The following is a 26213-nucleotide window of genomic DNA, read 5'->3' on the forward strand; positions in this document are numbered from 1 at the left end:
CGCCTTCCTCCTGAAAGCAAAATCCCGTGCGGATCACCTCACGCACGGGATTTTCAGAATGAAGAGGTTGTTGTTCCTGTTTATTGCATGCGTTGCATTGCGGCTTCTGGTTCACCGGTCGTCGCAACCGCTGCCGGAAGGCGGTCGGTCTTTTTCAGGATGACAACTGGCTTTTCCACCGGATCTGTCGGCGGAACGATGCTTGCGGTTTTGAATTCACGGTCTACGGCAGGAACGGAAGCGTTGATCTGTTGATGACCTGCGCATTCCGCAAGCGCTGCACTGGCGGAAAAACCAAAGACAGCGGCGATAATGAGAACTGATTTCATGTCATTCTCCCTTCGCTCTGGTGGCAATCTCCAGTCTAGGTGGAGACGGGCCGGATTGAAAATCACACTTTAGAGACATCTAAAGCTCATCATCATTTCGGCAGTCGTCGTCATCAATGTGCGGGGGCAGGCAACAGGCAAATGCCTTAGCCCTTATTTCTTCCGCACATCCAGCGGATTTCGGCAAAGCGGTCTGCGAAATATCATCGCCACATAACTTCCCTTAAGAGAAATGAGGCTTGGCGTGTAAGTCGAAACCTTCGCCGTGTTGGCGGCCTTTATCGTTCTCCCCTCAGAGGAATTCTGCTGCATGGCACGCCTCCTTCCATAAGCGATAACGAAAATGCGCCCGTCTTGTTCCGCATCGTCCTCTCTTTGCTCCGAGAGAGATCGAGGTGCTGCCGCGTATTTCTTCTCCCCGCCGGGGAGAAGGTGGCCCGAAGGGCCGGATGAGGGGCTAGCGCAGAGATATGCGGAGAGCTTGCCCCCTCATCCCGCTGCCGCGGACTTCTCCCCGGCGGGGACAAGAAACAAGCGGCGACCTTCCAGCCATATCCAAGGCACCAAATGCACGCGCTTGAAAAATTCGCCCAAAACCTCTATATGACCCAGCGCGAGGACGACCTCGGCCATATCGGCGACAGCATGCGGGACGGCCCGGTCACATACCGGAGAATGAAATGCGTTCCCTGCAAGATCGTATCCGCCACGCCCTCAGTTTCGAAATCATCGGCCTTTTGCTCGTCATTCCCTTGGGCGCGCTGCTTTTTGGCATGCCTATGGAGGATATCGGCATTGTCGGCCTCGTCAGCGCCACGTTGGCGACGGTCTGGAACTATGTCTACAATCTCGGCTTCGACCACGCCATGCAGCGGCTGAAAGGCACGACGCTGAAGACGCCCGCCCTTCGGGTTGCCCATGCCGTGCTGTTCGAACTCGGTCTGCTGATCGTGCTGATGCCCTTCATCGCCTGGTATCTGAATATCAGCCTTGCCCACGCGCTGGTGATGGATATCTCGTTTGCGCTGTTTTACGTGGTCTATGCTTTTGTCTTCAACTGGAGCTACGACCGCGTTTTCCCCCTGCCGGAATGGAAGTCGCAGCAGGACGCCGCCTGACCGGCGCGGAGAGGAACGATGCCTCAGCGCAGCGACGCCTTGAAGAAGCCGACGACATCGGTGTTGAAGCTGCGGTGAAACCCCGCCCGGTCGAAACCCGCCGCATCGCTGCAAATCTGGGGCACGACCTTTTCCATCTCTGCGGGGCAAGGGGCGATAAAGGAAAAGTGCCCCGCCCCTTTTACCATTCGATAGTCCGGTTTTACCGGCAGATCGTCGCGCAGCCTTGCAACATCCTGCGGCGCGACACCATCGCCGCCGCGTTCCGAACTCCAGAGCTGGACCGGGATCGTGATATTCTTCAGGTCGCCCGCGCCGGGAAAGGCATTCAACGGGTCGGCGGCAACCACAGCCTTTATCCGCGCATCCTGACCGCCATGCTGCGGCAATGTCGTCTTCTGCCGCATCTGCGTGCAAATCGGCGCCTGCGGGTCGGGACAGGGCAGCCCGGCATTGGCAAAATCAGGCGTGCCGCCGGCAAGCACCAGCGCGGTATAACCGCCGCGCGAAAATCCGAAGACACCGATCCGCCCGGCATCGATGGAACCGGCGTCGCTAAAACCTTCAAGCAGATGATCCAGCAACCGGGCAATATCCGCCGGACGGCCCGTCAGCGCGGAAAGCTCGCCGGCCTTCTTCATTTCAAGCGCATTGTCTCCGGGGTGATTGATCGCCGCGACAATGAAGCCGGCATCCGCGAGCGCCGCCGCCGTATCCCGATGGCTGAAATAGGTGCCGCCAAAGCCATGAGAGATGACGACGAGCGGATACTTCCCTTCAGGAACAGGGCAATCGCGCACGGCGGGCAAAATAAAGGGACCGATCCTCACCTCTTCCGGGGCGGCCGCGCAGGGCGACCACACCGCAGCCTTCATGGCAGCCTTGCCATTCGCGGCTGGAATGTCGATCAGCCGGAGACCGGCCGCCATGGCGGCGCCCGTTCCAGACAGGGCGGAAAACATAAGGCAAAGCAGCAGCAGAAATCGCATCACCAACTCACGGATCGGGCTCACGGATCGGGACCATTATGCATAGGCCGATCGGTGACCGGCGCTACGCGAACATAAAGCGGTTTCCTGTGGCGGCAATAACGCCGAGCGCTTAAAGCGATTTCAGCGTCCAGGCCACGATATCGCGCGTGGCGGCGGCAAAGGCCTGATCCAGCGCCTTCACGAAATTGGCGTTGCCGGAACCGCTGACGCGGGCGCTGGCGCGGAACACTTCCTGCGCCTTCACCGTGCCGTTGCGGTCGTTCAGGAGCTTCACCGATATTTCGATATTGGCGATATTCTTCGCCGTGTCGATTTCAAAGGCGCGAATATCGGTCACGACCTGATAGTCGATTGCCAGCCCCTGCCCCGGCCGGCCGACGCCGCCGAGCTTGCCGGTATCCTCGAAGGCTTCCACCAGCTTGGATTGCACCATGCGCGGCAGGCGGTCGCTCCATTGCGAATTGCCGAGATATTGCACCTCCGAGCCGGAAAGGCGCACCACGATGTTTTCACTGTCGAGCGCCTTCAGGGCGGTCGGATCGGCGATCAGCAATTGCCGGCTTTTCAGCGAAGGTCCCTGCGCCACCGCCGCCGAAGAGACGGAGAGATCGAAAGTATCGTTCTTCGGCGCACCCGCGCAGCCCGCCATCAAGGCGGCAAACAGCGGAGCCAGAATGAGGGCGCGGCGCAGACGGCCGTTCATCAATCGTGTCATTGGCCCATACCCCTCTTAGCGCCTTGTTCTGCCATCATATTGTTTCACGGTTTCGCCGCCGAAAATCAACCGCTGCGGATCGCGGTCGATATTGGTGATGGCATTGTTGAGATTGTCGACCGTGACCCGCGTGCTGCCGATCAGCGCCTGGAAATCCTTCAGGCCCGAGCTGGAGAAACGGGTCAGATTGTCGGCAATCGGCCCGATGCGGGCATTGAGATTGTCAGCCACCGCCTTGAACGATGTGAGCGTCTCGCGCGCCTTGGCAAACAGCGAATTGGCGTCATCGGTACCGAGCATGCCGTCCACCTTGGCGAGAATGCCGTCGACGCGGCTGGAAGCGAGGTTCAGCTTGCGGCCCATTTCGGTAAAGTCGGAAACCGCCTGGTCGATATCGGCACGGCGGGCGCCGACATCGTCGGCGATCCGTTTGAAGTTCGCCACGGCATCGCGCGCATCGGCGGTCGCAGAGGAAACGTCGTCAACCACGGTGCCCACCTTGGCGGGATCGACGGAGGCGAGAAGCGCATCCGCACGCTTTACCACGGTCTGCACTTCCGTGCTCGCCGCTTCGAAATTGCGCGCCGTGCTCTGCACGGTTTCCATGATGCCCTGAATATCGCTGGAAGCGGAAGCGACATCCTTCGTCACCTTGTCGACATTCGACAGGATGGAATCGATCTTGCCGGCATCCACCGCCTTCACCAGATCCTCGATGGCCGTCAGCGTGCCGTCGAGACGCACCGAAACCGACTGTACCGTTGTAGAAAGCGAGCTGAGGCTGGCGATGAAATTCTTGATGCCGTCGGAATTGGCCGCCAGTGCATCGGAGAATTTCTCGGCATTGCGCACCGTCTGCGTCAAGGGGCCACGCGCATCCTGCACGAAACCCTGCAATTCGCCGATGGCGCCATCGGCGCGCTTCAGGATTTTGTCGGCGGTGGCAAGCAGGTTGGTGACGCTGGAAAGATCGGCCGTCAGTTCCGCCGGAACGCCGCTTTCGACGGCTTTCTGCAGAATGCGCTCGCCATCCTTGTTGCCGCCGGAAAGCTCGATATAGGCAGCGCCCGTCAGGCCCTGAATTTCAAGCACCGCGCGCGTGGATGGGAAAACCGGCGCATCGGCCTGCACTTCGGTAAAGGCGATGGAATAGGCCGGGTCGTCGCGGTCAATGGCAAGGCCGCGCACGGTGCCGACCGGAATACCGTTGAAGCGCACGGGAGAACCGACGGAAAGGCCGTTCGCGGAGCCGGGAATACGCACGACAAGCTGGGCCGTCGGGCCACCGCGACCGAACTCGGCCATCCAGTAAACGAAGCCGAATGCGGCGGCGATCACGATCAGCGTGAAAATTCCGACTATGGTGTAGTTCGCCTTGGTTTCCATGCTTCTTGTTACTCCACCGGATTTTCGTGTCTGCCGTCCGGAAGAACGACAGAGCGCGCCCGTTTGCCGCGGAAATAGGACTGCACCCATGGGTCGTCGCAGGCGAACATGTCCTGCAATGTCCCTTCCACCAGCACCTTCTTCTGGCCCAGCACCGCAATGCGGTCACAGACGGAGAAGAGGCTGTCGAGGTCGTGCGTCACCATATAGACGGTCAGGCCGAGCGAATCGCGCAAGCGCGCAATCAGCATATCAAATTCCGCCGCCCCGATGGGATCGAGGCCGGACGTCGGCTCATCGAGGAAGACGAGGTCGGGATCGAGCGACAGCGCCCGGGCAAGCGCCGCGCGCTTGATCATGCCGCCGGAAAGCTCGGAAGGATACTTGTCGCCCGCATCGGGCTTCAGCCCCACCATCTCGATCTTCAGATAAGCAAGCTCGTCCATCAGCTTCTTGGGCAGATCGAGATATTCGCGCATCGGCAGCTGGATGTTTTCCTTCACCGTCAGGCCGGAAAACAGCGCGCCCTGCTGGAACAGCACACCAAGCCGCTGGTCGAGCATCATGCGGTCGTCTTCGCTCGCCTTGTCGTAATCGGTACCAAGAATGCGGATCGCACCCGCCTGCCGCGGCAGGAGCCGCAAGATCGCGCGCATCAACACGGATTTGCCAGCACCGGAGGGGCCGATGAAACCGAGGATTTCACCGCGATAGACATCAAGATCGAGATTTTCGAGCACGTTGCGGCCGTTGAAACCGACGGTCACGCCCTCGACGGAAAGCACCACCTCGCGCCCGTCTTTCCCGGTTCTGGTCTCCTGCGGTTTCTGGTCCAGTTTCTCCAACGCGCCCTCCCTAGAAATCGATGGCTGCGTAGAAGATGGCGAAAAGACCATCCACCAGAATGACGACGAAGATCGACTTCACCACCGAGGAGGTGACGTGCTGGCCGAGCGATTCGGCCGAACCGCCCACCTTCATGCCTTCAACGGCCGCGACGATGCCGATGATGAGCGCCATGAACGGCGCCTTGATCATGCCCGCAGCAATGGTCGATTCTTCGACAGCGCCATGCAGGCGCGACAGGAACACCTCAAACGTGATGCCGGAATAAAGCAGCGCCACGATGGCCGCACCGAAAAGCGCTGCAAAATTGGCGAGAATGGTCAAAAGCGGCAGCGCTATGGTGAGCGCCACCAGCCGCGGAAACACCAGCACGCCCACGGGGTTGAGGCCGATCACCTTCAGCGCGTCGATTTCCTCGCGCATCTTCATCGAGCCGATTTCCGCCGTGATCGCACTGCCGGAGCGGCCGGCGATCATGATCGCGGTCAGAAGCACACCGATTTCGCGCAATTGCAGAATGCCGACGAGATCGACAACGAAGACTTCCGCACCGAAATATCTGAGCTGGAACGCGCCCTGCTGCGCGATGATCGCGCCGATCAGGAACGACATCAGCATGATGATCGGCACGGCGCGCACGCCCATATGGTCGATCTGGTTGACGATCGCAGCCGGCGAGACGCCGCGCCCGCGCCCAAGCTTCATCTGCGCACCGCGCACGGCCGAGCCGAGAATATACATGCCCGCCAGGAAATCCGCGCCATTCTGGATGACGGCCTTGCCGACGGGCGCAAAAATACGCTCGGCGAGCCCCACCTTCGCAGCGGCTTCGCCTTCCATCTCCACCTTTTCCGGCAACTGGCCGATGACCTCTTCGATACGGTCATTGCCCGTCACGGTGACGGTGGCGCCATTTGCCTCGAGGTCCTTGCGCAGACGCTGGATGATCCATGCGCCTGTCGTATCGATGGCCTCGACGGAAGAAAGATCGATTTCCACCGGGCCGGCGGATTTGCTCTTTTCGATCTTTTCAAGATTGGGGAAAACACCGGCGAGATTGCTGTTGCGCCAGGAACCGCTCATGACAAAACGCAAGCCGCCGCCGGAGACGCTGTCGTCTTCGGTGATTGCGGCCGGGTTCGCCTGTTGCCGTGTGTCCTGTTCTTGCATAATGCTCCGAGCGAGTGCAGCCGTCACGAGATTCTTAAAGGTTTCATAACGTTTTGGCCTCCGGCAAGCCACAGTGACGGCCGACAATTCGTGATAAATTTGGCGTCATGTGTCTTTTGCCGCCCAATCGGAAGTGAAAAAACATGCCCCGTTACCTGCAAGCCACAACAGAACGTTTTCCCGTCGCCGGCAGCTTCACCATTTCACGCGGCACCCGCACGCATGCGGATGTCGTAACGTGCACCATCCGCGATGGTTCCTTCGCTGGCATTGGCGAATGTGTGCCCTATCCGCGTTATGGCGAAAGCATCGAAGGCGTCATCGCCGATATCGAGGCGATGGCGCAGCAGATCGCCGGCGGTGTGACACGGCAGGAACTGCAGCAGGCGATGCAACCCGGCGCCGCCCGCAATGCGGTCGATTGCGCGCTGTGGGACCTCGAAGCCAAGATCAGCGGCAAAACCGCCGCCGAGCGCATCCTTGGACAGGCGGCAAAGCCGCTCGTCACCGCCTACACCATCTCGCTTGCCGACCCCGAGACCATGGCCGCGAAGACGGCGGAAAACGCAGGCCGCCCGCTGCTGAAGATCAAGACCGGCACGGCGGATGACGAAGCGCGTTTAAGAGCCGTGCGCGCCGCCGCACCCGAAGCGCGCATCATCATCGACGCCAATGAGGGCTGGAACGATTATAATATCGAATATTATCTGCGGCTTGCGGCAGAACTGAAGATATCCCTGATCGAGCAGCCGCTACCCGCCGGCAAGGATGACATCCTCGCCCGCATCGACCATCCGGTGCTGATCTGCGCCGATGAAAGCGTGCATTCCACGAAGGACCTCGCCGCCCTGCGCGACCGTTACGATGCGATCAACATCAAGCTCGACAAGACCGGCGGCCTGACCGAAGCGCTCGTCATGAAGGCCGAGGCCGAAAGGCTCGGCTTCACCATCATGGTCGGCTGCATGCTCGGCACCTCGCTCGGCATGGCGCCTGCGGTGCTGGCAGCACAGGGCGCGGCCTTCGCCGATCTCGACGGGCCGCTGCTGCTGGCGCAGGATCGTGAGCCGGGACTGGTTTATGAGGGTTCGCTGGTTTATCCGGCGCGGCCGGAACTGTGGGGGTAAGCCACTAATATTGGAAGTAGTGAGTCAAGGTGAGCCGCAACGTCGCCCCTTGTTTCTTCTCCCCGCCGGGGAGAAGGTGGCCCGAAGGGTCGGATGAGGGGGAGGCTGTGCCGGATGTCGGAGAGCAAGCCCCCTCATCCCGCTGCCGCGACCTTCTCCCCGGCGGGGAGAAGACGAAAGACGCACCCGCTCGCCTTAAATGCCGGAATGGCTCGTCTATGAGGAAGGCATGGTTATCCGGTCCCGCCGGAATTGCGGAAGTCTCGCCCAGGCACCGCACGCCAAGGCGGCATGTTCCGCGCGCCTTACCCAAAGAGTCACAGGGAAGATTGTAGAACCTCTCCTCCGTCATGCCGGGCTTGATCCGGCATCCAGCCACGGCGCGTCTGCGCGGTGAGAGTCTTACGCGATCAAAGACTTGATCGCGCTGGATCCCGGCTCAAGGCCGGGATGACGGTGTGCGGATATTGCCACTCATCGAATGCGGCATTCCATACGAGCCTATCGTCAGCGCCCGTCAAACGCGCCAACTCAGGCCGCGTGCTTCCCGATCAGCCCCGGAATATCCACCGGCTCCATCTCGTCCGATGCCTGTTCGGCGGTAACGTCGCTCGTCTGCATCCAGGTGATCAGCTCGAAGCTGCCATCGGCATTTTCGGCAATCGCCGTGCAGCTTTCCACCCAGTCGCCGGTGTTGATGTAGCGGATGCCGTCCATGTCTTCCATGACAGCGTGGTGAATGTGGCCACAGATGACACCGTCGACATTGTTGCGGCGCGCCTCTTCGGCCACCACGCGCTGGAATTCGCCGATGAAGTTGACCGCGTGCTTGACCTGCAGCTTGGCCCAGGCCGAAAACGACCAGTAAGGCAGGCCGATGCGGCGGCGCACGGCGGCGATGGCGATGTTGAGCGCAATCGCCGCGTCGTAGGCCCAGTCGCCGAGATAGGCGAGCAGGCGGGCGTTGCGCACCACCACGTCGAACTCGTCGCCATGGATGATGAGGTACTTCTTGCCGTCGGCCGCCTCATGGATCATGCGCTCGGCCACTTCGATGCCGCCGAAATGCATGCCGGGAAATTCCCGCAGGAATTCGTCATGATTGCCGGGAATATAAACGATGCGCGTTCCCTTGCGGGCCTTGCGAAGAAGCTTCTGCACCACGTCGTTGCAGCCCTGCGGCCAGTACCAGCTGCGGCGCAGACGCCAGCCGTCGACGATGTCGCCGACGAGAATGATCGTCTCGGCCTCGTGATATTTCAGGAAGTCGAGCAGATAGTCCGTCTTGGCCGCCTTGGAGCCGAGATGAACATCCGAAATGAAAAGCGTTCTGAACTGTCTGGTTTCGATTTGACCGGCCACGGATTTCATCCCCCTGTTCGGTTGCGTCCCTGCGGCTTTCTTACCTCTCAGAACCAGACTCGTGTTTCAGCAACATGACAGACGCCGGTTTTTATAGGGAATATGACGAAAGCCTTCACGAAAACGCGAATAAGCCATGGCCGCATTTGCATAAGGTGCGGTCAAATAACGGCTGTACCACGGGGAAGTTTGTTGTATTCAGGGGTCCGGAATTGAACCAGACATGACGGTGGAAAATGACCTCTCACGATAAGAACAACACGCCCGCCAACACGGCAAAGGCCGACATCGAGGAACAGGCGCTCTTTTTCCACCGCTATCCGCGCCCCGGCAAGCTGGAAATCCAGGCCACCAAGCCGCTCGGCAACCAGCGCGATCTGGCGCTCGCCTATTCGCCGGGTGTTGCCGCCCCCTGCCTCGCGATCCACGAAAATCCGGAAACGGCGGCGGAATATACCGCCCGCGCCAACCTCGTCGCCGTTATTTCCAACGGCACGGCGGTGCTCGGGCTTGGCAATATCGGCCCGCTCGCTTCCAAACCGGTGATGGAAGGCAAGGCCGTCCTCTTCAAGAAATTCGCCGGCATCGACGTTTTCGATATCGAAATCGATGCACCCGGCATCAACGACATGGTCTCCACCATCGCAGCGCTGGAACCCACCTTCGGCGGCATCAACCTTGAGGACATCAAGGCGCCGGAATGTTTCGAGGTGGAACGCCAGCTGCGCGAAAAGATGAATATCCCGGTCTTCCACGATGACCAGCACGGCACCGCGATCATCGTCGCCGCCGCCGTCACCAATGCGCTGGAACTGGCCGGCAAGTCGCTCTCGAGCGTCAAGATCGTCGCCTCGGGCGCAGGTGCGGCAGCCCTTGCCTGCCTCAACCTGCTCGTCGCCATGGGCGCGAAAAAAGAAAACATCTGGGTCCACGACATCGAAGGCCTCGTTTATGACGGCCGCAACACGCTGATGGACGAGTGGAAGGAAGTTTACGCCCAGAAGACCGACAAGCGCGTCCTGGCCGAAACCATCGACGGCGCGGATGTCTTCCTCGGCCTTTCCGCCGCCGGCGTGCTGAAGCCGGAACTGCTGGAGCGCATGGCGGAAAACCCGCTGATCCTGGCGCTTGCCAACCCCAATCCGGAAATCATGCCGGAGGCGGCGCGCGCTGCCCGTCCGGATGCGATGATCTGCACCGGCCGTTCGGATTTCCCGAACCAGGTCAACAACGTTCTCTGCTTCCCCTATATCTTCCGCGGCGCGCTGGATTGCGGCGCAACCACGATCAACGAGGAAATGAAGATGGCCGCCGTGCAGGCCATCGCCGAACTCGCGCGGGAGGAAGTCTCCGAAGTGGCCGCCAAGGCCTATAGCGGCGAAACGCCGGTCTTCGGCCCGAACTACCTCATCCCCTCGCCCTTCGATCCGCGTCTCATCCTGCGCATTGCACCAGCCGTTGCCCGCGCCGCCGCCGCAAGCGGCGTCGCCGCCCGGCCGATCACCGATTTCGAAGCCTATCTCGACCAGCTGAACCGTTTCGTCTGGCGCTCCGGCTTCATCATGAAGCCGGTCTTCAATGCCGCGAAAGCCGCCGAAAAGAAGCGTATCATCTTTGCCGAAGGCGAAGACGAGCGCGTGCTGCGCGCCGCCCAGGTGCTTCTGGAAGAAGGCACCGGCATTCCGATCCTCATCGGCCGCCCGCAGATTATCGAAACGCGCCTGAAGCGCTTCGGCCTGCGCATCCGCCCGCATACGGATTTCGCCGTGGTCAACCCGGAAGACGATCCGCGCTACCGGGACTATGTCGATGACTATTTCGCCCTTGTCGGCCGCGTCGGCATCAACCCGGAAGCAGCCCGCACCATCGTGCGCACCAACACGACCGTCATCGGCGCGCTGTCGGTGAAGCGCGGCGAAGCGGATGCGCTGATCTGCGGTCTCGAAGGCCGTTATGACCGCCACCTGCGCGACGTGAACCAGATCATCGGCAAGCAGGAAGGCGTTCGCTCCTTCGCCGGCCTCAGCCTGCTCATCACCCAGCAGGGCGCGCTGTTCCTGACCGATACTTTCGTGAACTATGACCCGACCTCCGAGGAAGTGGCGGAAATGGCCATTCTCGCGGCCAAGGAAATCCGCCGCTTCGGCATCACGCCGAAGATCGCCCTCGCCAGCCATTCCAATTTCGGTTCGCGCGATTCCGAAAGCGCCCGCAAGATGCGCCGCGCCCTGAAGATCGTGCAGGAAGCCGCACCGGAACTGGAAGTGGACGGCGAAATGCAGGGCGGCTCGGCCCTTTCGGAAGCGCTGCGCAAGCGCGCCATGCCGAACAGCGTGCTGACCGGCGAAGCGAACCTCCTGGTTTTCCCGAACCTCGATGCCGCCAACATCACGCTCGGCGTCACCCGCACGCTGACGGAAGGCCTGCATGTCGGCCCGATCCTGCTCGGCACGGCCCTGCCCGCCCATATCCTGTCGCCCAGCGTCACCTCGCGCGGCGTCGTCAACATGGCGGCGTTTGCCGTGGTGCAGGCCTCGCATCCTTCGGTGTGATAGAGGGCGCATTAACGCAATTTTGAACAGGCTGTTGCCGCCTTGCGGCAACAGCCTATGTTATCTTCCCGAAACACGGATGTCGTGAAGTATAACGCCCCTGCCACCGGCCGGGGACATCGAACGGATCGAACAATTGACCCGCCGCAGCCGCATCATCGGCCTCCTGCTTCCCCTTGTTTTCACCGCACCGGCCGCCGCTTTCGCGGATCAGGTCTGCGACATGCTTTATGCGCAGTTGCGCGAACCGCCCCGCGTCATCGGCAATACGGCCGAGGTGCGGCGTTACGCCAATGCGCTCGCCCGCCAGAATATCGTCATCCGCAAGATCAGGAACGACCTGCGCGGCTATGGCTGCTCGTCCGGCAGCGTCATCGTCTATGGCAATCCCAATGCCGGTATCTGCGCCGAAATCGGCGATGCGCTGGCGGAAGCGGAAAGCGAGCGCGACGCCATCATCCGTGACCGCGACGACGCCATGGCGGCCGCGCGTAGCGACGACGGCGACATCAGGCGTCAGCGCATTCTCGCCGCCCTCGATGCCAATGGCTGCAACACCCTGCCGCAGACGGAAACGCAATTGCCGCCGCCTCCGGATGTGACGCGTTATCCCGACGCCTTTCGGCAGAACGGCGACGAACCGGGACAGGCGGGGCTTTCGCCCTACCCCAACGCCGCCGCCGAGGGCGGGCTGCGGACGCTGTGCGTGCGCACCTGCGACGGCTCGTTTTTCCCCATCGCTTCCAATGCCTCACCGCTCGATTTCCGCGCCCAGGCGGAGCAGTGCGAGAAAATGTGCCCGGGGACCGAGACGGAGCTTTATTTCCACTCCATGACGGATCAGGAAACCGCCGACATGGTGTCTGCGGAAACAGGCAAGCCCTACAGGGACCTGCCAACCGCATTCGCTTACAGAAACGCCACGGCAAAAGCGCCGGGCTGCGCCTGCAACATGGCCGCCTATCACAAGGAAATGCAAAAGCAGGAAGAGGCCGCCCGGCCGCAGCCCGAAAAACCCTATTCCGGCATCACCACCATTCCATCACCGCAAGGTGACAAGGCTGAGAAACCCGCCGAACAGCAGCAGGCCGCCAAGCCGCCGGAACAGCCCGTTCCCGAACGCGACTATGACCCGAACGACAGCCGCGTCCGCGTTATCGGTCCGAAATTCCTGCCCGACCAGACAGGCCGGATCGACCTGAAGAACCCGGCATTGAAGGGCATTCAGCCGCAGCAATAATGGCGGCACCACCAGCCCTTGCATATTCCAATGCACCAAACGCGATGCGTCACTTCCGTACAGGCCGCGCCCATCCCCGTGGCCTGCTTCGAGCCAGCCACAGCCATGGATAAACACATTCTTCACCTCATTTGCCGACAAATATTCATATAGAAGTTGTATGCGCGAACGCGATTGACTTCGCTGTAAGAGTGCATATTATTAAAAAATCCACTTAAAGTGGATCAGCATCACATGCAAAATATATATACGCCGTGCGGCTTTAGCCGCGCGCGCCTTTCATGCATCTCCAGACGACCATGTCGCCCACCTCGAACCCGAGTGGACGATCAGAGTTTCATTGACCTATGAAACACACAACCATCAGGAGTATAGCCATGACATCCATTCAGATCACCGCAACCGGCGTCAAATTGCTCGATCCTTTCGTCCCGGTCATTGCAACTTTGCCGACAGGCGAAGCGAAGGAATCCTATTCCATCTCGGTTTCCGGCATGGGACAGCTGACCGGCATTTCCTATACCGTGCCGGCGCATACCACGGGAAAAATCAAGGCCCAGCTGCAAATCTCGGCCCTTTCCAGCCAGGATGTGAAGGACCTCAACACGCTTGCGCTCGGAATGCTTGATGCTTCCTACCGCGAGGAGATCAACGAATACGAAAAGACCACGGCCAGCGCCAATCTTTCAGTCTGGACGTGGTTCTTCGGCGGCGGCGGCGCTTCCGCCTCTTATGAAAAGACCAAACAGGAAATGCGCTCCAAGGGCCTGACGGATCAGCAGATCACCATGCTGATGGACGCCTTCCTGGAGCGCGCGAAAAACATGTCGACGGTCGAGATCGAGTTCTATGTGAACAATCAGAGCAACGACTACGCCGTCTCCGGCGACGTCTATCTCTACACGGTTTCCGGCACCATCAGCACTGAAAAAGGTACCTCCCAATACCGCATGCTGGCCGATCAGGCGGCGGCCGGCGGTCCTCCGCCGGCCGGCGGCGGCGCTCCCTCCAGCGGCAAGATCATTCCGCTGAATTGAGGGCTCGCAGGCATGGGCGGCGCAGCCCTTCACCCCCCGGGGCGCGCCGCCCCTTTTGAGCATTTCCCGGAAAAGCGGAGCCCGGTTTTCCGTCCGGAAATGCGTGAAAACAAAGAGTTAGAGTGTTTTCGTGATTCGAGGAAAAGCGAAAAAACTCTAAAAAACCGGACATCCGTCCTTCACCCCCTTTTCCATGAGGCAAGCGAATGACTTTCGAGGAACTCACGGCGCTCAAGGAGCGGCATTACCATCAGCTGACAGGCATACCCGGTGTCACGGCGATCGGCGTCGGGTTGCTTGAGGACGCCGCCGGCGAACTGACACAGGAGCTTGGCCTGATCCTTTACCACCGCGCGCCGGACCCATCGCTGAAGGCAGGTCTGATGACGACGCTCGGCGGCGCGCCGCTGCAGGTGCGGGAAGGGTCCTTCGACCGCCCGAGCGAGGCGGTGCGAGAACTGCCCGCGCCCGGGACGGCATGGAAGGATCACCCCAGACGCCTCTCCGACAACCCGCGCGAAAAAGTCGTGGAGCCGATGGTCGGCGGCATCAGCGGCAGCCCGGATTACTGGTCCTGGACGGATACCGTCGGCACCATCGGGCTGGTCGTGCGGGCCGCCAACGGAACGCCGATGATCATGAGCAATGCGCATGTCATCTGCCGGGACAATGCCCAGGTCGGCGATGACGTGTCGCAGCCGGCGCGCACCTGGTTCGGCGATCTTGCCGCCAATATCGTCGCGTTCCAGAAGGGCAACATCGTCTATCAGGGAACGACCTATGGCGTCGATGCGGCCGTCGCCAGCCCGGCAAATGGCCGGCTCGCCACCATCGGCGCAATCTACAACCTCCCCTCGCCGGTGGGGGCGGCCGTTGCGGCGCTCAACATGAATGTTACGAAATCGGGTGTGACGACCAATATCACCAATGGCGTCGTTTCCGGCTTTTACGACGTGCAGCAGCCGAATATGCGCAACCAGATCGGCATATCGCCGCGCCGCGCCGGCGAGGTCTTCAGCCAGCCGGGCGATAGCGGCAGCGCCGTCATCGACACCGCCGGCAATAATGTCGTCGGATTGTTCTGGGGTGCAAGCGGCGCGATCAGCCTCGCCAGCCCCATTCACCCCATCCTCAATCTTTTTAACTGCACCGTCGTTTGAAGAGACGATGGCCATCCTTCCCGGCCCACCCTTCCCGGTTTCGTCCGGGAGGGGTGGATTGCGCCCGGTCAACCGCCCCAGCGGTTACGAAACACCAGCTCCTCCAGCGGCACGCGCTGCCGCCAGCCCTTCACCGCCAGTTCCGGCTCGTTATAGAGCGCATCGACACGGCCGAGGCAAAGCCAGGCGACGATTTCGATATGGTCGGGAATATCGAGAATGGTGCGAATGTCGCTATCGTGGAAAATGCTGACCCAGCCGACGCCGATGCCTTCGGCGCGCGCCGCGAGCCAGAGATTCTGGATGGCGCAGACTGTGGAATAGACATCCGTGCGTGGATTATGGGTGCGGCCCAGCACCACCTTGCCGCCGCGCGTCGGATCGCAGGTGACGCAGATGCTGAGCGGCGCCTTGCGGATGCCTTCGAGCTTGAGACTGCGATAAAGCGCCTGCTGCTCGCCCGTAAACATCGCCGCCGCCTCCTCATTGGCGCGGCTGAAGGCCACAAAGGCCGCCTGACGGACAGCGCCATCGGTGACGAGGGTAAAATTCCATGGCTGCATGAAACCAACCGAGGGCGCGGAATGGGCCGCCTTCAAAAGACGCTCCACCAGATCCTCCGGCAGCGGGTCCGGCAGAAACTGGTCGCGCACGTCGCGACGGGTCTCGATGGCGCGGTAAATCGCCTCGCGTTCCTCACCGGAAAACGGGCGGGCGGGCGAGAGAGCATGATCGAACGAACTGGCGCCGGGCGGATTGCTTACGGACGAATCGGCTGGCATCGTTTATCCCCAACAATGCGAAGGCCGGGCGCAAATGCGCACCCTGCCTAGACAACAACCTGCCGCCGTCCGCGCGGTTCGGTCTATTTCGTCAGGCCGGTCTTCTGACTAGGCTTCATCCGCCCTTTTTGCCTTCCCGAATTGCTCCAGTGGCTTTTAAAAAAGAACGTCCGCCTCACAGCGCTGGGCACGTTCCGGTCTTTCACCGGATTCCCGATTCTCCCGCCGCATGGGCAGGCACCTGACAGGGAAGCTATGGGCAAGAAAGCTTGCGGATGCAAGCTTCTTTGCGGGCGGTGCGACGATGTGACCATGGCACCCCCCACCTCCGTCATTCCGGCCTTGAGCCGGAATGACGGGCCCTCCTTTTACCGCATCACTCCACGGGGAAATACCTGACATAAGCGAACTCATCCCCGTCAGGCGACCAGTTGGGCGAATTCATCGTTCCCTGCCCGCCGAAAAGTTCGAACAGCGTCTCGGCATTGCCGCCATCCATATCCATCAGCCGCACCCGCACATCGAGATCGCGCGGATGGTCGAAAACGTCACCGTCATAGGAAACGAACACCACCTTGTCTCCCTTCGGAGACGGGTGCGGAAACCAGTCGCCATAGGGGCTGTCGGTGATGCGCTCGACGGCGGAGCCATCCACCCGCACGCGCCAGATCTGCATTTGCCCGGTGCGGCTGGAATTGAAATAGATCCACTCACCGTCAGGCGAATAATCCGGCCCGTCATTGCGGCCTTCGCCATGGGTCAGCCGCGTCTCGACGCCGCTTGCTATATCCATCGAATAGATATCGAAGACCTGATCGCGAATGCCGCAATAGGCAAAGCCCTTCCCATCCGGCGACCAGCCATGCCAGTAGGAAGGAAGATTTTTCGTCATCAGCCGCGGCGCACCGCCCGCCGAGGGCATGAGATAGATGGCGCTCTTGCCGAATTCCACCTTGTCGGAAATGGCGTAAAGCGACCCATCCGGCGAAATGCCGTGATCGTTGTTGCAGAGCGTGGCAAAGCCGGTATCGACCTTTTCCTGCGAAATATCACCGGTAAGAGACAGGCGATAAAGCAGCCCTTCGCTGTTCAGCAGCAGGTATTTTCCATCCGGCGACCAGTTCGGCGCTTCGAAGAGATCGGGTGTCTGCCACACCACCCGCATCTGCCGGGTGCGGATGTTGAAGATTTCGATGGAGCTGCGCATTCTGCCTCCCGGGCGTGTCCGTGTCTCGTTCAAAGCGCCCGACAATGCAGACATTCCGTTTGCATCCGCCATCGCCTCGATTATGATCCTAGGGCGGCAGGCACCGTCCTGCAAATTCAAACCGGAAAAAACGCCAGCGCTTCGGCACCGTCCGTGACCTTTGCCGTTTCTCCCAGATCCGAGGTTCCGCGATGAATACCATCGCCGATCACGGCATCCGCTTCGGCCGGATCGCCGCAATGCTTCCTGTCAAAAATATCGAAAAGGCCCATGATTTTTATGTCGGTGTTCTAGGCTTTGAAAAGACCTTCGAAAACGGCACCCCCGTCGGCTTCATGATCCTCAAACAGGGCAATGCCGAGCTGCACCTGACATTGCAGCCCACCCACAAGGCAGCGCCCTTCAATGTGGCGCATATGATGGTGAGCGATGTGGACGCGCTGCATGCGCTCTGCAAGAGCCAGGGCTTGCGCATCATCAAGGGCCTGCAGGACAAGGATTACGGTCTGAGGGCCTTTGTGTTTGAAGACCCGGATGGCAACCGCATCGATGTGGGGCAGGTTATTTAAGGCAAGTGAACGGCGCGGCGTGTCCGCGCCGTCTGTTTAAACACGAAGCCCCACTGTGGAACGAGCGCATGCCACTTGTTTCTTCTCCCCGCAGGGGGGAAGTCCGCGGCAGTGGGATGAGGGGGCGACGGTAGAGATAAATCGAGAGGTTGCCCCCTCATCCGACCCTTCGGGCCACCTTCTCCCCGACGGGGAGAAGAAACGGCGGCAACGCCGGGCAAAACATCCGCTACCAGCGCCTTCCTTCAATCACCGATCCCGGAACCGGTTGGTGATCGGATAACGCCGGTCACGCCCAAAGTTCTTCTTGGTGATCTTCACACCCGGGGCCGATTGCCGGCGCTTGTATTCGGCGAGATAGAGCAGATGCTCCACCCGGTGCACGGTCGCCACATCATGGCCGCGAGCCAGAATTTCCTCGACCGACATTTCCTTCTCGACCAGGCATTCAAGAATATCGTCCAGCACCGGATAAGGCGGAAGCGAGTCCTGGTCGGTCTGGTTGGGGCGCAATTCGGCCGATGGAGCCTTGGAAATGATATTGGCCGGGATCACCTCGCCGGAAGGGCCGAGCGCGCCGGGCGGCACATGGGCATTGCGCCAGCTGGAAATGGCATAGACCTGCATCTTGTAGAGGTCCTTGATGGGGTTGAAACCGCCATTCATGTCGCCATAAAGCGTGGCATAACCCACCGACATTTCCGACTTGTTGCCCGTCGTCACCACCATGGAGCCGAACTTGTTCGAAACGGCCATCAAAATGGTGCCGCGCGTGCGGCTCTGCAGGTTTTCCTCGGTAATGCCCTCTTCCGTGCCCTCGAAGAGATCGGAAAGCGCCGAGAGGAAACCCTCCACCGGCTCGACGATCGGCACGATATCGTAACGGCAGCCCAGCGCCTTGGCGCAATCGGCCGCGTCCTTCAGCGATTCTTCCGATGTATAACGGTAAGGCAGCATGATGCAGCGCACCCGCTCCTCGCCAAGTGCATCGACGGCTAGGGCGGCACAGATCGCCGAATCGATGCCGCCGGAAAGGCCGAGAACCACGCTCTTGAAGCCGTTCTTGTTGACGTAATCGCGAAAGCCTAGCATGCAGGCGCGGTAATCCGCCTCCTCGCCTTCGGGAATCTTCGAGAAAGGCCCGCTGTCGCAATGCCAGCCATCGGCCGTACGTTTCCAGTCGGTAACGGCAAGTGTGGCCTCGAACTGGCTCATCTGGAAGGCAAGCGTCTTATCGGCATTGAAGCCAAAGCTTGCACCGTCAAACACCAGCTCGTCCTGCCCGCCCAGCTGGTTGGCGAAGACCAGCGGCAGGCCGCTTTCGATAACCTGCCGCAGCGCCACCTGATGGCGCACATCCAGCTTGCCGCGATAATAGGGCGAACCGTTCGGCACCAGCAGGATTTCCGCCCCGCTTTCGGCCAGCGTCTCGCAGACACCCATATCGTTCCAGATTTCCTCGCAGATCGGAATACCGATCCGCACACCCCGGAAATTATAGGGGCCGGAAATCGAGCCCTCAGAGAAAACACGCTTCTCGTCGAACTCGCCGTAATTCGGCAGGTCGATCTTGTCGCGCAGCGCGATGATCTTGCCGCCATCCAGAAGCGCCACGGAATTGTGCCGGCCCGTCTCACCCTGTCGTGGAAAACCGATGACGACGCCCGGCCCGCCATCGGCGGTTTCCGCCGCCAGCTCTTCCACGGCCTTCAGGCATGCTTTCAGGAAAGCCGGCTTCAGCACCAGATCTTCCGGCGGATAGCCGGATATGAAGAGCTCCGTCAGCAGCAGAAGATCGGCGCCCTGCGTCGCCGCATCGGCCCTCGCCTCGCGCGCCCTGGCGAGATTGCCCGCCACGTCGCCAACAGTGGGATTGAACTGCCCAACGGCAATCCGGAGATGGTTCTCTATATCGTGTCTGTCGCTCATGGCTTTTCAATACCGCGCCCTTGCCCGCTCCGCAACGCGGCAATTGCATGGCGGCGTCCGTTACGCTTCGTCCGCGCGCGTTCACGCTAAGGTTATCGCCGCACCCGCCAGACTCTTCAAAGTTCATGTCGCGTTCATCGCGCTTATGTGACAGTTACATGACACTTTTGCGACACCCGATTCACCTCCCCGGATCGGCCGTGCCGCCTGCAATACCGGAGTATGGGTTTGAGAGATTCGGCGCCAAAAACAACGGCTTCCGAAAAGGCTGGTTTCGTCTTTTCGCCTGCATGGACAAGGAGCCTTTCCAAGCTTTCGGGCATCGCCTATCCGCTTGCCAATCTGACGGTCGCGTCCGTCGTGCTGGTCGTGGCGCTGGAGTGGATCGCCCGCGGTTCGCTCACGGATGTCGGCGCTTTCCTCACCTCCTCCGCCCGCCCCGGCATGACCACCATTGCCGCCGTGCTTGCCCTCCTCGTGGCGCTGGATGCACTTCTTGGCAGGCGTTACCTGTCGCTAATCGCGCTTGCGCCGCTCTGCGCGCTGACGGGGCTGATTTCGGCGCAGAAACAGACCTATCTTTCCGATCCGCTTTATCCATCCGACCTGCTGTTTGGCCGCCAGATCCTCGAGCTTCTGCCGACCATGCTGAAGGCCCAGCCGCTGACGGCAGCCCTCGTCGCCCTCGGCATCTGCGCCACGATTGCCGCTCTCGCAGCGCTGTGGCTGCTGGCGCGCCGCCATTCACCGGGCTTGAGCTGGCGCGAACGCACCGCCGGTCTCGCGCTGGCGCTGCCGCTTCTTGCCGGTCTTGCCTCGCTTATGGACTATTCGCATTATTCCTGGGTGCGCGATCGCCTCAACATCATTCCTATGATGTGGGATCAGCAGGAAAACTACCGCCATAACGGCTTCCTGATGGCCTTTGCCTTCAATATTCCGATGGCCAATGTCTCGGCGCCGCAGGGTTACGGCGAAAACACCATTGCCGACCTGACCTCCGAGCCCGCCGCCTTCGCCGCCAACAAGGGCGATTACCCCGATGTCATCATGCTGATGAGCGAATCGCTGTGGGATCCGACGCAGCTGGAAAATGTGAACCTCTCCGCCGATCCCATGCCGACGATCCGCGCCAAACAGTCCGGCAACGTCTTTTCCCCGGAATTCGGCGGCATGACGGCGAATGTGGAATTCGAGGCGCTGACCGGCTTTTCCAACGCCTTCCTGCCCTATGGCAGCATTCCCTATCAGCAATATATCCGCCGCCCCGTGCCCTCGCTCGCCAGCTTCTTCCGTGGCGAAGGTTATTCCGCCATCGCCATGCACCCGTTCCAGGAATGGTTCTGGAACCGCAAGCAGGTCTATCAGAATTTCGGCTTCGAGGAATTCCGCTCCGAAGAGACGCTGCCCGCCATGGAAAAACGCGGCAACTTCGCCTCCGACGATGCGCTGATGGACGAGATCATGGCGACGGCCGAGAAGGCGCAGAACCCGCTCTTCCTCTTCGCCGTCACCCTTCAGGGACATGGTCCCTACGAGGCGACCCGTTATGCCGAGAACACCATTGGCGTCGAAGGCGCCCTTTCTGCCTCGGCCTCGCAGGCGCTCGCCACCTATTCTCAAGGCGTGGCGGAAGCCGACGAAGCGCTGCTGAAACTGATGCGCTGGGCGAAGAAGCGCGACCGTGAAACCATCATCGTCCTCTTCGGCGATCACCTGCCGCCGCTCGGTCAGACCTTCGTGGAAAGCGGCTATATGCCGGGCATGGTGGCCAGCCGCCGCGCGCCGCTGGAGGTGATGAAGAAGGAACACGAGACGCCGCTCGTCGTCTGGTCCTCAAAGAAGGGCGTGCGCAAGAATATCGGCACCATCAGCCCGGCGCTTTTGCCCTATCACGTGCTGAAGACGGCTGGCTTCTCCGATCCTTTCTATACCGGCACGCTTGGCGAAGTGCAGCAGGCCTTTTCCGTCATCGACCGGCATATGCTGGTGACGACCGACGGCAAGGCCCTGCCCGACTGGTCGATCGCGCCCAATGCCGTTCCCGACGTGGTGCGCGATTACCGCCTGCTGCAATTCGACATGATGTTCGGCCAGCAATATGGCCGCGAACGCTTCTTCCCCGGTTTCAACTGGCTGCACGAGGGCGCGCCATCGGTCTGATGTTTTTCGGCGGGGACGCCTGAACCGCATGGCGGTGGAAATCGTTTGAATTCCACCGCCATGCGGGTTTATCTCGGGAAACATCCGCATCGCCCCATCAGAACCGGAGACACACCGTGTCAGATATCTCCGACTATATCGTTTCGCATTTCAAGCGTTCCTCCCGCGAAATCGGCGAAGTGGAGCGGCGCATTCTGGAACTGTCGCACCAGAAAAAACTGATTTCGCGCGACACCAATGCCGAATTTTCCGCCGGCGCCAGTCTCGGCGACAGGTTGGCCGATAATATCGCCAGGGTCGGAGGCTCCTGGGGTTTCATCCTCGGTTTCTGCTTTTTCCTGATCTTCTGGGCAATCATCAACACCATCATCCTGACCACCGGCGCTTTCGATCCCTACCCTTTCATCTTCCTCAACCTGCTGCTTTCCATGCTGGCGGCCATTCAGGCGCCGATCATCATGATGTCGCAGAACCGCCAGGCCGCCCGCGACCGTTTCGAGGCCGCCAAGGACTACGAGGTGAACCTGAAGGCCGAGCTTGAGGTTCTTTCCCTGCATGAAAAGATCGATGTGAAAGTGCTGGCCGAACTGGCCGCGCTCCGTCAGGACCTTGCCGCACTGCACCGCCATGTCACCCGCAAGGAAGACTGACGCCGGAAAAATTCATCCCCGCTTTTCCCCACTCCGCGACGCGCTGTTAGATTAAACGCAGTCCCGCCGGGTGGACGCCAGACGTGGCGGAAACCGAGGGACGGTTCTGATAGGGACGGTGGCGCGTTCGTGACGACAGGACCATTTCGCAAAGCGCGGTGCACGGCCCTTTGCGAAATACGGCATGGTGAAAGACCCGGCTGCGCAACGCATCCGACCCACACCAACCTCAACCGAAGCGCAGCCGGGCAATCGCCCGACGCACGCTGCCCCATCCCCGACCGGCAGCGCCGGGCGGGATGAAGCTGTTGGGGTTTTAGGGCGTTTTCAGGAGTGAAGGGAGGAGCGTGGGGCTTTACCCCCTCTGCCCTGCCGGGCATCTCCCCCTCAAGGGGGGAGATCGGCAGGAGGCGCGAACACCACTTCATTCGCAAATATCGAGATGGGCGAAACCTGCCCGCAGATCGATCTCCCCCCTTGAGGGGGAGATGCCCGGCAGGGCAGAGGGGGGTAAGCCCCACGCTCCTTCGCCCTCCATGAATCGCACAACCTCCTGAAACCTCACCCCCAGTTACGAATCCGTCAGATTCTTGCGCTACAGATTGACGCAGGCGTTTGTTGCATTGCACTCTTGCGGGCAAGGCTGAGGGGGAATCACTCCCCATCGTCAAAATGGCATCACGACCATTTCGCGGCGACGCCGTGCCGGATGCGACATCCGGTCATTGCAATAATTCTGTTCCGGGGTTTTTCATGCACCAGTTCGATCTGATTGTTGTCGGCAGCGGTCCGGCGGGAAGACGGGCCGCCATTCAGGCCGCCAAGCTCGAAAAGAGGGTTCTGGTCATCGAGAAGGGCAGCCGCGTCGGCGGCGTTTCCGTGCACACCGGCACCATTCCATCGAAGACCCTGCGCGAGACGGCGCTCAACCTTACCGGCTGGCGCGAGCGCGGTTTTTACGGCCGCGCCTATCGCGTCAAGCAGGAGATCGATGCGGAAGACCTGCGCCGCCGCCTGCTCATCACGCTGGATCACGAAGTGGAAGTGCTGGAACACCAGTTCGCCCGCAACCGCGTGCAGCACATTCGCGGCACGGCGAGCTTCATCGACGCCAATACGATGAAGGTGGTGAAGAGCGACGGCGAGATCATGACCGTGACGGGCACCTCCATCCTGCTGACCATCGGCACCCGCCCCTACCGGCCGCCGCATATTCCCTTCGATGGCGAGGCGGTGCTCGACTCGGACGAGATTCTCGAGATCAAGGAACTGCCGCGCTCCATGGTCGTGGTCGGCGCCGGCGTCATCGGCATCGAATATGCCACCATCTTCAGCGCGCTCGACACGCAGGTGACGGTGGTGGAGCCGCGCGAGACCATGCTGGAATTCATCGACAAGGAAATCGTCGAGGATTTCACCTATCAGCTGCGCGACCGCAACATGAAGCTGATCTTCGGCCAGAAGGCGGAAAAAGTGGAGCGCGACGAAAGCGGCAAATGCCTCGTCTCCCTCGGCAATGGCCGCGTGCTGAAGGCCGAGACGGTGCTGTTTGCCGCCGGCCGCGTCGGCGCCACCGATACGCTCAACCTTTCGGCCTGCGGGCTGGAGGCCGACAGCCGCGGCCGCCTGAAGGTCGATCCCGAGACCTTCCAGACCTCGGTGCCGAACATCTATGCCGCCGGCGACATCATCGGTTTCCCGAGCCTTGCCTCCACCTCCATGGAACAGGGCCGCATCGCCGCCCGCCACGCCGTCGGCGCACCGGCCGGCGAACCGCCGCAATTCTTCCCCTATGGCATCTATGCCGTGCCGGAAATCTCCACCTGCGGCCTGACGGAAGAAGAAGTCATTGAACGCGGCATTCCCTATGAATGTGGCATCGCCCATTTCCGCGAGACCTCGCGCGGCCACATCATGGGCCTCGACAGCGGCCTCTTGAAGATGATCTTCTCGCTGAAAACCCGCCGCCTGCTGGGCGTCCACATCGTCGGCGAAGGCGCGACCGAACTGGTGCATATCGGCCAGGCGGTGCTGAACCTGAAAGGCACTGTGGAATATTTCGTGGAAAATACGTTCAACTATCCGACCCTTGCCGAAGCCTACAAGATTGCGGGGCTGGATGCGTGGAACCGCATGGGTGAGATCAAGAAGGATTGAGCGGAGTATTCGGCAGAACTGCCAAATGCCATGCGGCCGCTCGTGGCAAGGTCGTAGCCTCCTCTCCCCGTCACCCCGGACTTGATCCGGGGTCCAGCCAGCCCAAGTCCTTGGGCTGAAAAGACTCCCCTCACGGCGCAGACGCGCCGTGGCTGGATGCCGGATCAGTCCGGCATGACGGAAGAGAGACATTCATCTGCAGCTTCCCATTTATCTAGAGACGACCCCGGCGCAGACAGCCAGTCCCCTCACCACCGAATACTATACCGCGCGCTCACCCCCGGCCGGAAATGATCCGCATAACCCTGATCGAGCGTCCCCCGCACCGTCAGGTGATCGCCCAGTTTCTGCTCCACCGCCACGCCGCTGCTGAACTCGTTGAAACTATTGCGGCTCGCCCCCGTCAGCACAAACGCCGTGCCGGTTTCGGAGCGGGAAAGGCGCAGCGACTGCGATACATCCAGCCCGTTCCATTGCTGCGCCGTGCCGTCATAACGCACGGTGAAATTGCGGTTCGCCTCGATATCCAGCTCCGGAGTGACGATGCGCTTCTGCTGCGAGGTCACGGAAACGCTGCTCGATCCCGTCAGCGCGTTGACGATCACACCGACATCGCGCGCAAGCGAGACGCCGGGCAATTGTTCGGCCAGCAGCGTGACATTGCCCCATACCCGCACCGGCGTATCCACCACCTGCCCCGTCTTCGAGGCATTCATGCCCATTTCCAGTCCCGCCCGAATGGGCGTATCGACCGGCAGTTTCGCGCCGATGCGCGCCGTATAGGAACGGTCGGAATTCTTCACCGGCTTCCAGATCAGCCCCGCCTCATCGGCATGGGCCGTGGTGCCCGTGGCGGTGAAAAGAGACAATAGAAGGGTAAAACCCGTTCGTGGCGACATATCCTGTCCCCTTGCAAATTAAGGGCGCACCGGGAGAACCCGGCAGGCACGGTAAAAGCTTAAGGCCAATGGTTTGGCAGCGATAAGGCCGCACAAGAGCGGCACATAATGCCCGAACGACCGCATGCAGCGGCCGGGGCAAATCATGCTGAGCAGGGTGCCAGATGAACGGGAGATGAACAAGAGCAGATGCAGCAAAAAATTATGCTGCACTGCATTGTGATCGAAACGAAGATATGGAAGCCCGCGCGCTGCAAGTTTCCTCAGGCTGAGACAACGCAGCGGGCCAGAATATCGTCGACCACCATGTCCAAGGACCTTGATGAATCAATGACCGTTGCATCTGCGGGAAGGTCTTCTTTCCTCGCATGGAGTTGCAGGACAAACTCGCGTTCGGCCGGTTTTCCGCCGAACTCGCCCTCGGGCCTTTCTGTCAACCGTCTTCGCAGGGTCGCGACGTCGACATCCAGAACGAAAACCTGATCGAAGAGCTCTATAAAACGCTGAAAGTTTCTGGAGCCGCCGCAGAAGAACGTGTTTGTATGACGCCGATCCGTCACAAGCGCCTGAACTTTTTCGACATCCCAAATATGACGCCGGTGTCGGTAGACCATATCCCCATCGCCCTGAAACAGGGAGAGATCGACCGGTTCGCCGGTTTCAGGATCGCCCTTGTAGGCAAGCTCACGGTCGCCGTGGATGACATGATAGCCACGCCGCTGGAGTTCCGTTGCCACCGAGGTTTTACCCGTGCCGGAAACACCCTCGATCAAATAGTTTCTGACACCCATGGCACGACCCTTCAACCTTCCCAGGCATTGTG

22 protein-coding genes and 1 riboswitch are annotated in these 26213 nt (G+C 60.7%); of the genes, 10 read left to right on the forward strand and 12 right to left on the reverse strand.

The window, feature by feature from the left end; genetic code table 11:
- Positions 1-80: 80 nt before the first annotated feature.
- Complete coding sequence (locus ACIK7D_RS26325; RefSeq protein WP_003502962.1) at positions 81-329, reverse strand: hypothetical protein; 249 nt, start codon at positions 327-329, stop codon at positions 81-83.
- Positions 330-1009: 680 nt separating this feature from the next.
- On the opposite strand from ACIK7D_RS26325, the gene ACIK7D_RS26330 reads away from it, so the two are divergent.
- Entirely contained in the window at positions 1010-1447 is a 438-nt protein-coding gene (locus ACIK7D_RS26330) for a PACE efflux transporter (protein WP_065656143.1), read from the forward strand.
- Positions 1448-1470: 23 nt separating this feature from the next.
- Here the strand turns inward: ACIK7D_RS26330 and ACIK7D_RS26335 are convergent, their stop codons facing one another.
- The 5 genes from ACIK7D_RS26335 to ACIK7D_RS26355 all read right to left on the reverse strand — a co-directional run bounded on the left by ACIK7D_RS26335 (position 1471) and on the right by ACIK7D_RS26355 (position 6556).
- Entirely contained in the window at positions 1471-2436 is a 966-nt protein-coding gene (locus ACIK7D_RS26335; protein WP_400157987.1) for an alpha/beta hydrolase family protein, read from the reverse strand.
- Between the two features lie 112 nt (positions 2437-2548).
- Positions 2549-3154 (reverse strand): ABC-type transport auxiliary lipoprotein family protein, encoded by a 606-nt coding sequence (locus ACIK7D_RS26340; protein WP_080816923.1) that lies wholly within the window; start codon positions 3152-3154, stop codon positions 2549-2551.
- 15 nt (positions 3155-3169) lie between these two features.
- Positions 3170-4540, reverse strand: coding sequence for an MlaD family protein (locus ACIK7D_RS26345; protein ID WP_262535381.1), 1371 nt, complete (start codon positions 4538-4540; stop codon positions 3170-3172).
- Positions 4541-4548: 8 nt separating this feature from the next.
- The gene (locus ACIK7D_RS26350; RefSeq protein WP_035223193.1) at positions 4549-5385 is read right to left on the reverse strand and encodes an ABC transporter ATP-binding protein; all 837 of its coding nucleotides are present in this window, start codon (positions 5383-5385) and stop codon (positions 4549-4551) included.
- A gap of 10 nt (positions 5386-5395) precedes the next feature.
- Entirely contained in the window at positions 5396-6556 is a 1161-nt protein-coding gene (locus tag ACIK7D_RS26355) for an ABC transporter permease (protein ID WP_269314743.1), read from the reverse strand.
- Positions 6557-6699: 143 nt separating this feature from the next.
- Between ACIK7D_RS26355 and dgcA the strand changes: the two genes are divergently transcribed.
- A complete protein-coding gene (gene dgcA / locus ACIK7D_RS26360; RefSeq protein WP_400157988.1) occupies positions 6700-7683 on the forward strand; it encodes an N-acetyl-D-Glu racemase DgcA in 984 nt (327 codons plus the stop codon).
- 531 nt (positions 7684-8214) lie between these two features.
- Here the strand turns inward: dgcA and ACIK7D_RS26365 are convergent.
- Entirely contained in the window at positions 8215-9054 is an 840-nt protein-coding gene (locus ACIK7D_RS26365; protein ID WP_059760137.1) for a UDP-2,3-diacylglucosamine diphosphatase, read from the reverse strand.
- 227 nt (positions 9055-9281) lie between these two features.
- Between ACIK7D_RS26365 and ACIK7D_RS26370 the strand changes: the two genes are divergently transcribed.
- The 4 genes from ACIK7D_RS26370 to ACIK7D_RS26385 all read left to right on the forward strand — a co-directional run bounded on the left by ACIK7D_RS26370 (position 9282) and on the right by ACIK7D_RS26385 (position 15034).
- Positions 9282-11597 (forward strand): NADP-dependent malic enzyme, encoded by a 2316-nt coding sequence (locus ACIK7D_RS26370; RefSeq protein ID WP_020809546.1) that lies wholly within the window; start codon positions 9282-9284, stop codon positions 11595-11597.
- A gap of 136 nt (positions 11598-11733) precedes the next feature.
- Positions 11734-12837, forward strand: coding sequence for a DUF2865 domain-containing protein (locus tag ACIK7D_RS26375; protein ID WP_400157989.1), 1104 nt, complete (start codon positions 11734-11736; stop codon positions 12835-12837).
- Positions 12838-13214: 377 nt separating this feature from the next.
- Positions 13215-13874 carry a hypothetical protein gene (locus tag ACIK7D_RS26380; RefSeq protein WP_080816920.1) on the forward strand — a complete coding sequence of 220 codons (660 nt, stop codon included), beginning with the start codon at positions 13215-13217 and terminating at the stop codon, positions 13872-13874.
- Between the two features lie 206 nt (positions 13875-14080).
- The gene (locus tag ACIK7D_RS26385) at positions 14081-15034 is read left to right on the forward strand and encodes a hypothetical protein (protein WP_137003604.1); all 954 of its coding nucleotides are present in this window, start codon (positions 14081-14083) and stop codon (positions 15032-15034) included.
- 68 nt (positions 15035-15102) lie between these two features.
- Here ACIK7D_RS26385 and bluB read toward each other — a convergent pair whose 3' ends face one another.
- Both bluB and ACIK7D_RS26395 read right to left on the reverse strand, forming a co-directional pair.
- On the reverse strand, positions 15103-15816 hold the full coding sequence (gene bluB, locus ACIK7D_RS26390) for a 5,6-dimethylbenzimidazole synthase (protein ID WP_127756902.1): 714 nt from the start codon (positions 15814-15816) through the stop codon (positions 15103-15105).
- Positions 15817-15892: 76 nt separating this feature from the next.
- Positions 15893-16076: riboswitch (cobalamin riboswitch) on the reverse strand.
- A 116-nt stretch (positions 16077-16192) separates the two neighbouring features.
- The gene (locus ACIK7D_RS26395; RefSeq protein ID WP_400157990.1) at positions 16193-17023 is read right to left on the reverse strand and encodes a hypothetical protein; all 831 of its coding nucleotides are present in this window, start codon (positions 17021-17023) and stop codon (positions 16193-16195) included.
- 191 nt (positions 17024-17214) lie between these two features.
- Between ACIK7D_RS26395 and ACIK7D_RS26400 the strand changes: the two genes are divergently transcribed.
- Positions 17215-17592 carry a glyoxalase superfamily protein gene (locus ACIK7D_RS26400; protein ID WP_020809550.1) on the forward strand — a complete coding sequence of 126 codons (378 nt, stop codon included), beginning with the start codon at positions 17215-17217 and terminating at the stop codon, positions 17590-17592.
- A gap of 249 nt (positions 17593-17841) precedes the next feature.
- Here ACIK7D_RS26400 and ACIK7D_RS26405 read toward each other — a convergent pair whose 3' ends face one another.
- Positions 17842-19521, reverse strand: a complete 1680-nt coding sequence (locus tag ACIK7D_RS26405; protein ID WP_080816915.1) for an NAD+ synthase — start codon at positions 19519-19521, stop codon at positions 17842-17844.
- A 222-nt stretch (positions 19522-19743) separates the two neighbouring features.
- Between ACIK7D_RS26405 and ACIK7D_RS26410 the strand changes: the two genes are divergently transcribed.
- The 3 genes from ACIK7D_RS26410 (at position 19744) to sthA (ending at position 24491) form a co-directional block, all read left to right on the forward strand.
- Positions 19744-21684, forward strand: a complete 1941-nt coding sequence (locus tag ACIK7D_RS26410; RefSeq protein ID WP_400157991.1) for an LTA synthase family protein — start codon at positions 19744-19746, stop codon at positions 21682-21684.
- Between the two features lie 116 nt (positions 21685-21800).
- Positions 21801-22334 (forward strand): DUF1003 domain-containing protein, encoded by a 534-nt coding sequence (locus ACIK7D_RS26415; RefSeq protein ID WP_080816914.1) that lies wholly within the window; start codon positions 21801-21803, stop codon positions 22332-22334.
- Between the two features lie 753 nt (positions 22335-23087).
- Positions 23088-24491, forward strand: coding sequence for a Si-specific NAD(P)(+) transhydrogenase (sthA, locus tag ACIK7D_RS26420; protein WP_004433043.1), 1404 nt, complete (start codon positions 23088-23090; stop codon positions 24489-24491).
- A 248-nt stretch (positions 24492-24739) separates the two neighbouring features.
- On the opposite strand, the gene ACIK7D_RS26425 is transcribed toward sthA, so the two are convergent.
- Positions 24740-25390, reverse strand: coding sequence for a hypothetical protein (locus ACIK7D_RS26425; RefSeq protein WP_127756905.1), 651 nt, complete (start codon positions 25388-25390; stop codon positions 24740-24742).
- 263 nt (positions 25391-25653) lie between these two features.
- Positions 25654-26181 carry an AAA family ATPase gene (locus tag ACIK7D_RS26430; protein ID WP_400157992.1) on the reverse strand — a complete coding sequence of 176 codons (528 nt, stop codon included), beginning with the start codon at positions 26179-26181 and terminating at the stop codon, positions 25654-25656.
- Positions 26182-26213 lie beyond the last annotated feature (32 nt).

The sequence above is a fragment of the Agrobacterium sp. P15N1-A genome, assembly GCF_044626815.1.
Lineage (GTDB): Bacteria > Pseudomonadota > Alphaproteobacteria > Rhizobiales > Rhizobiaceae > Agrobacterium > Agrobacterium leguminum.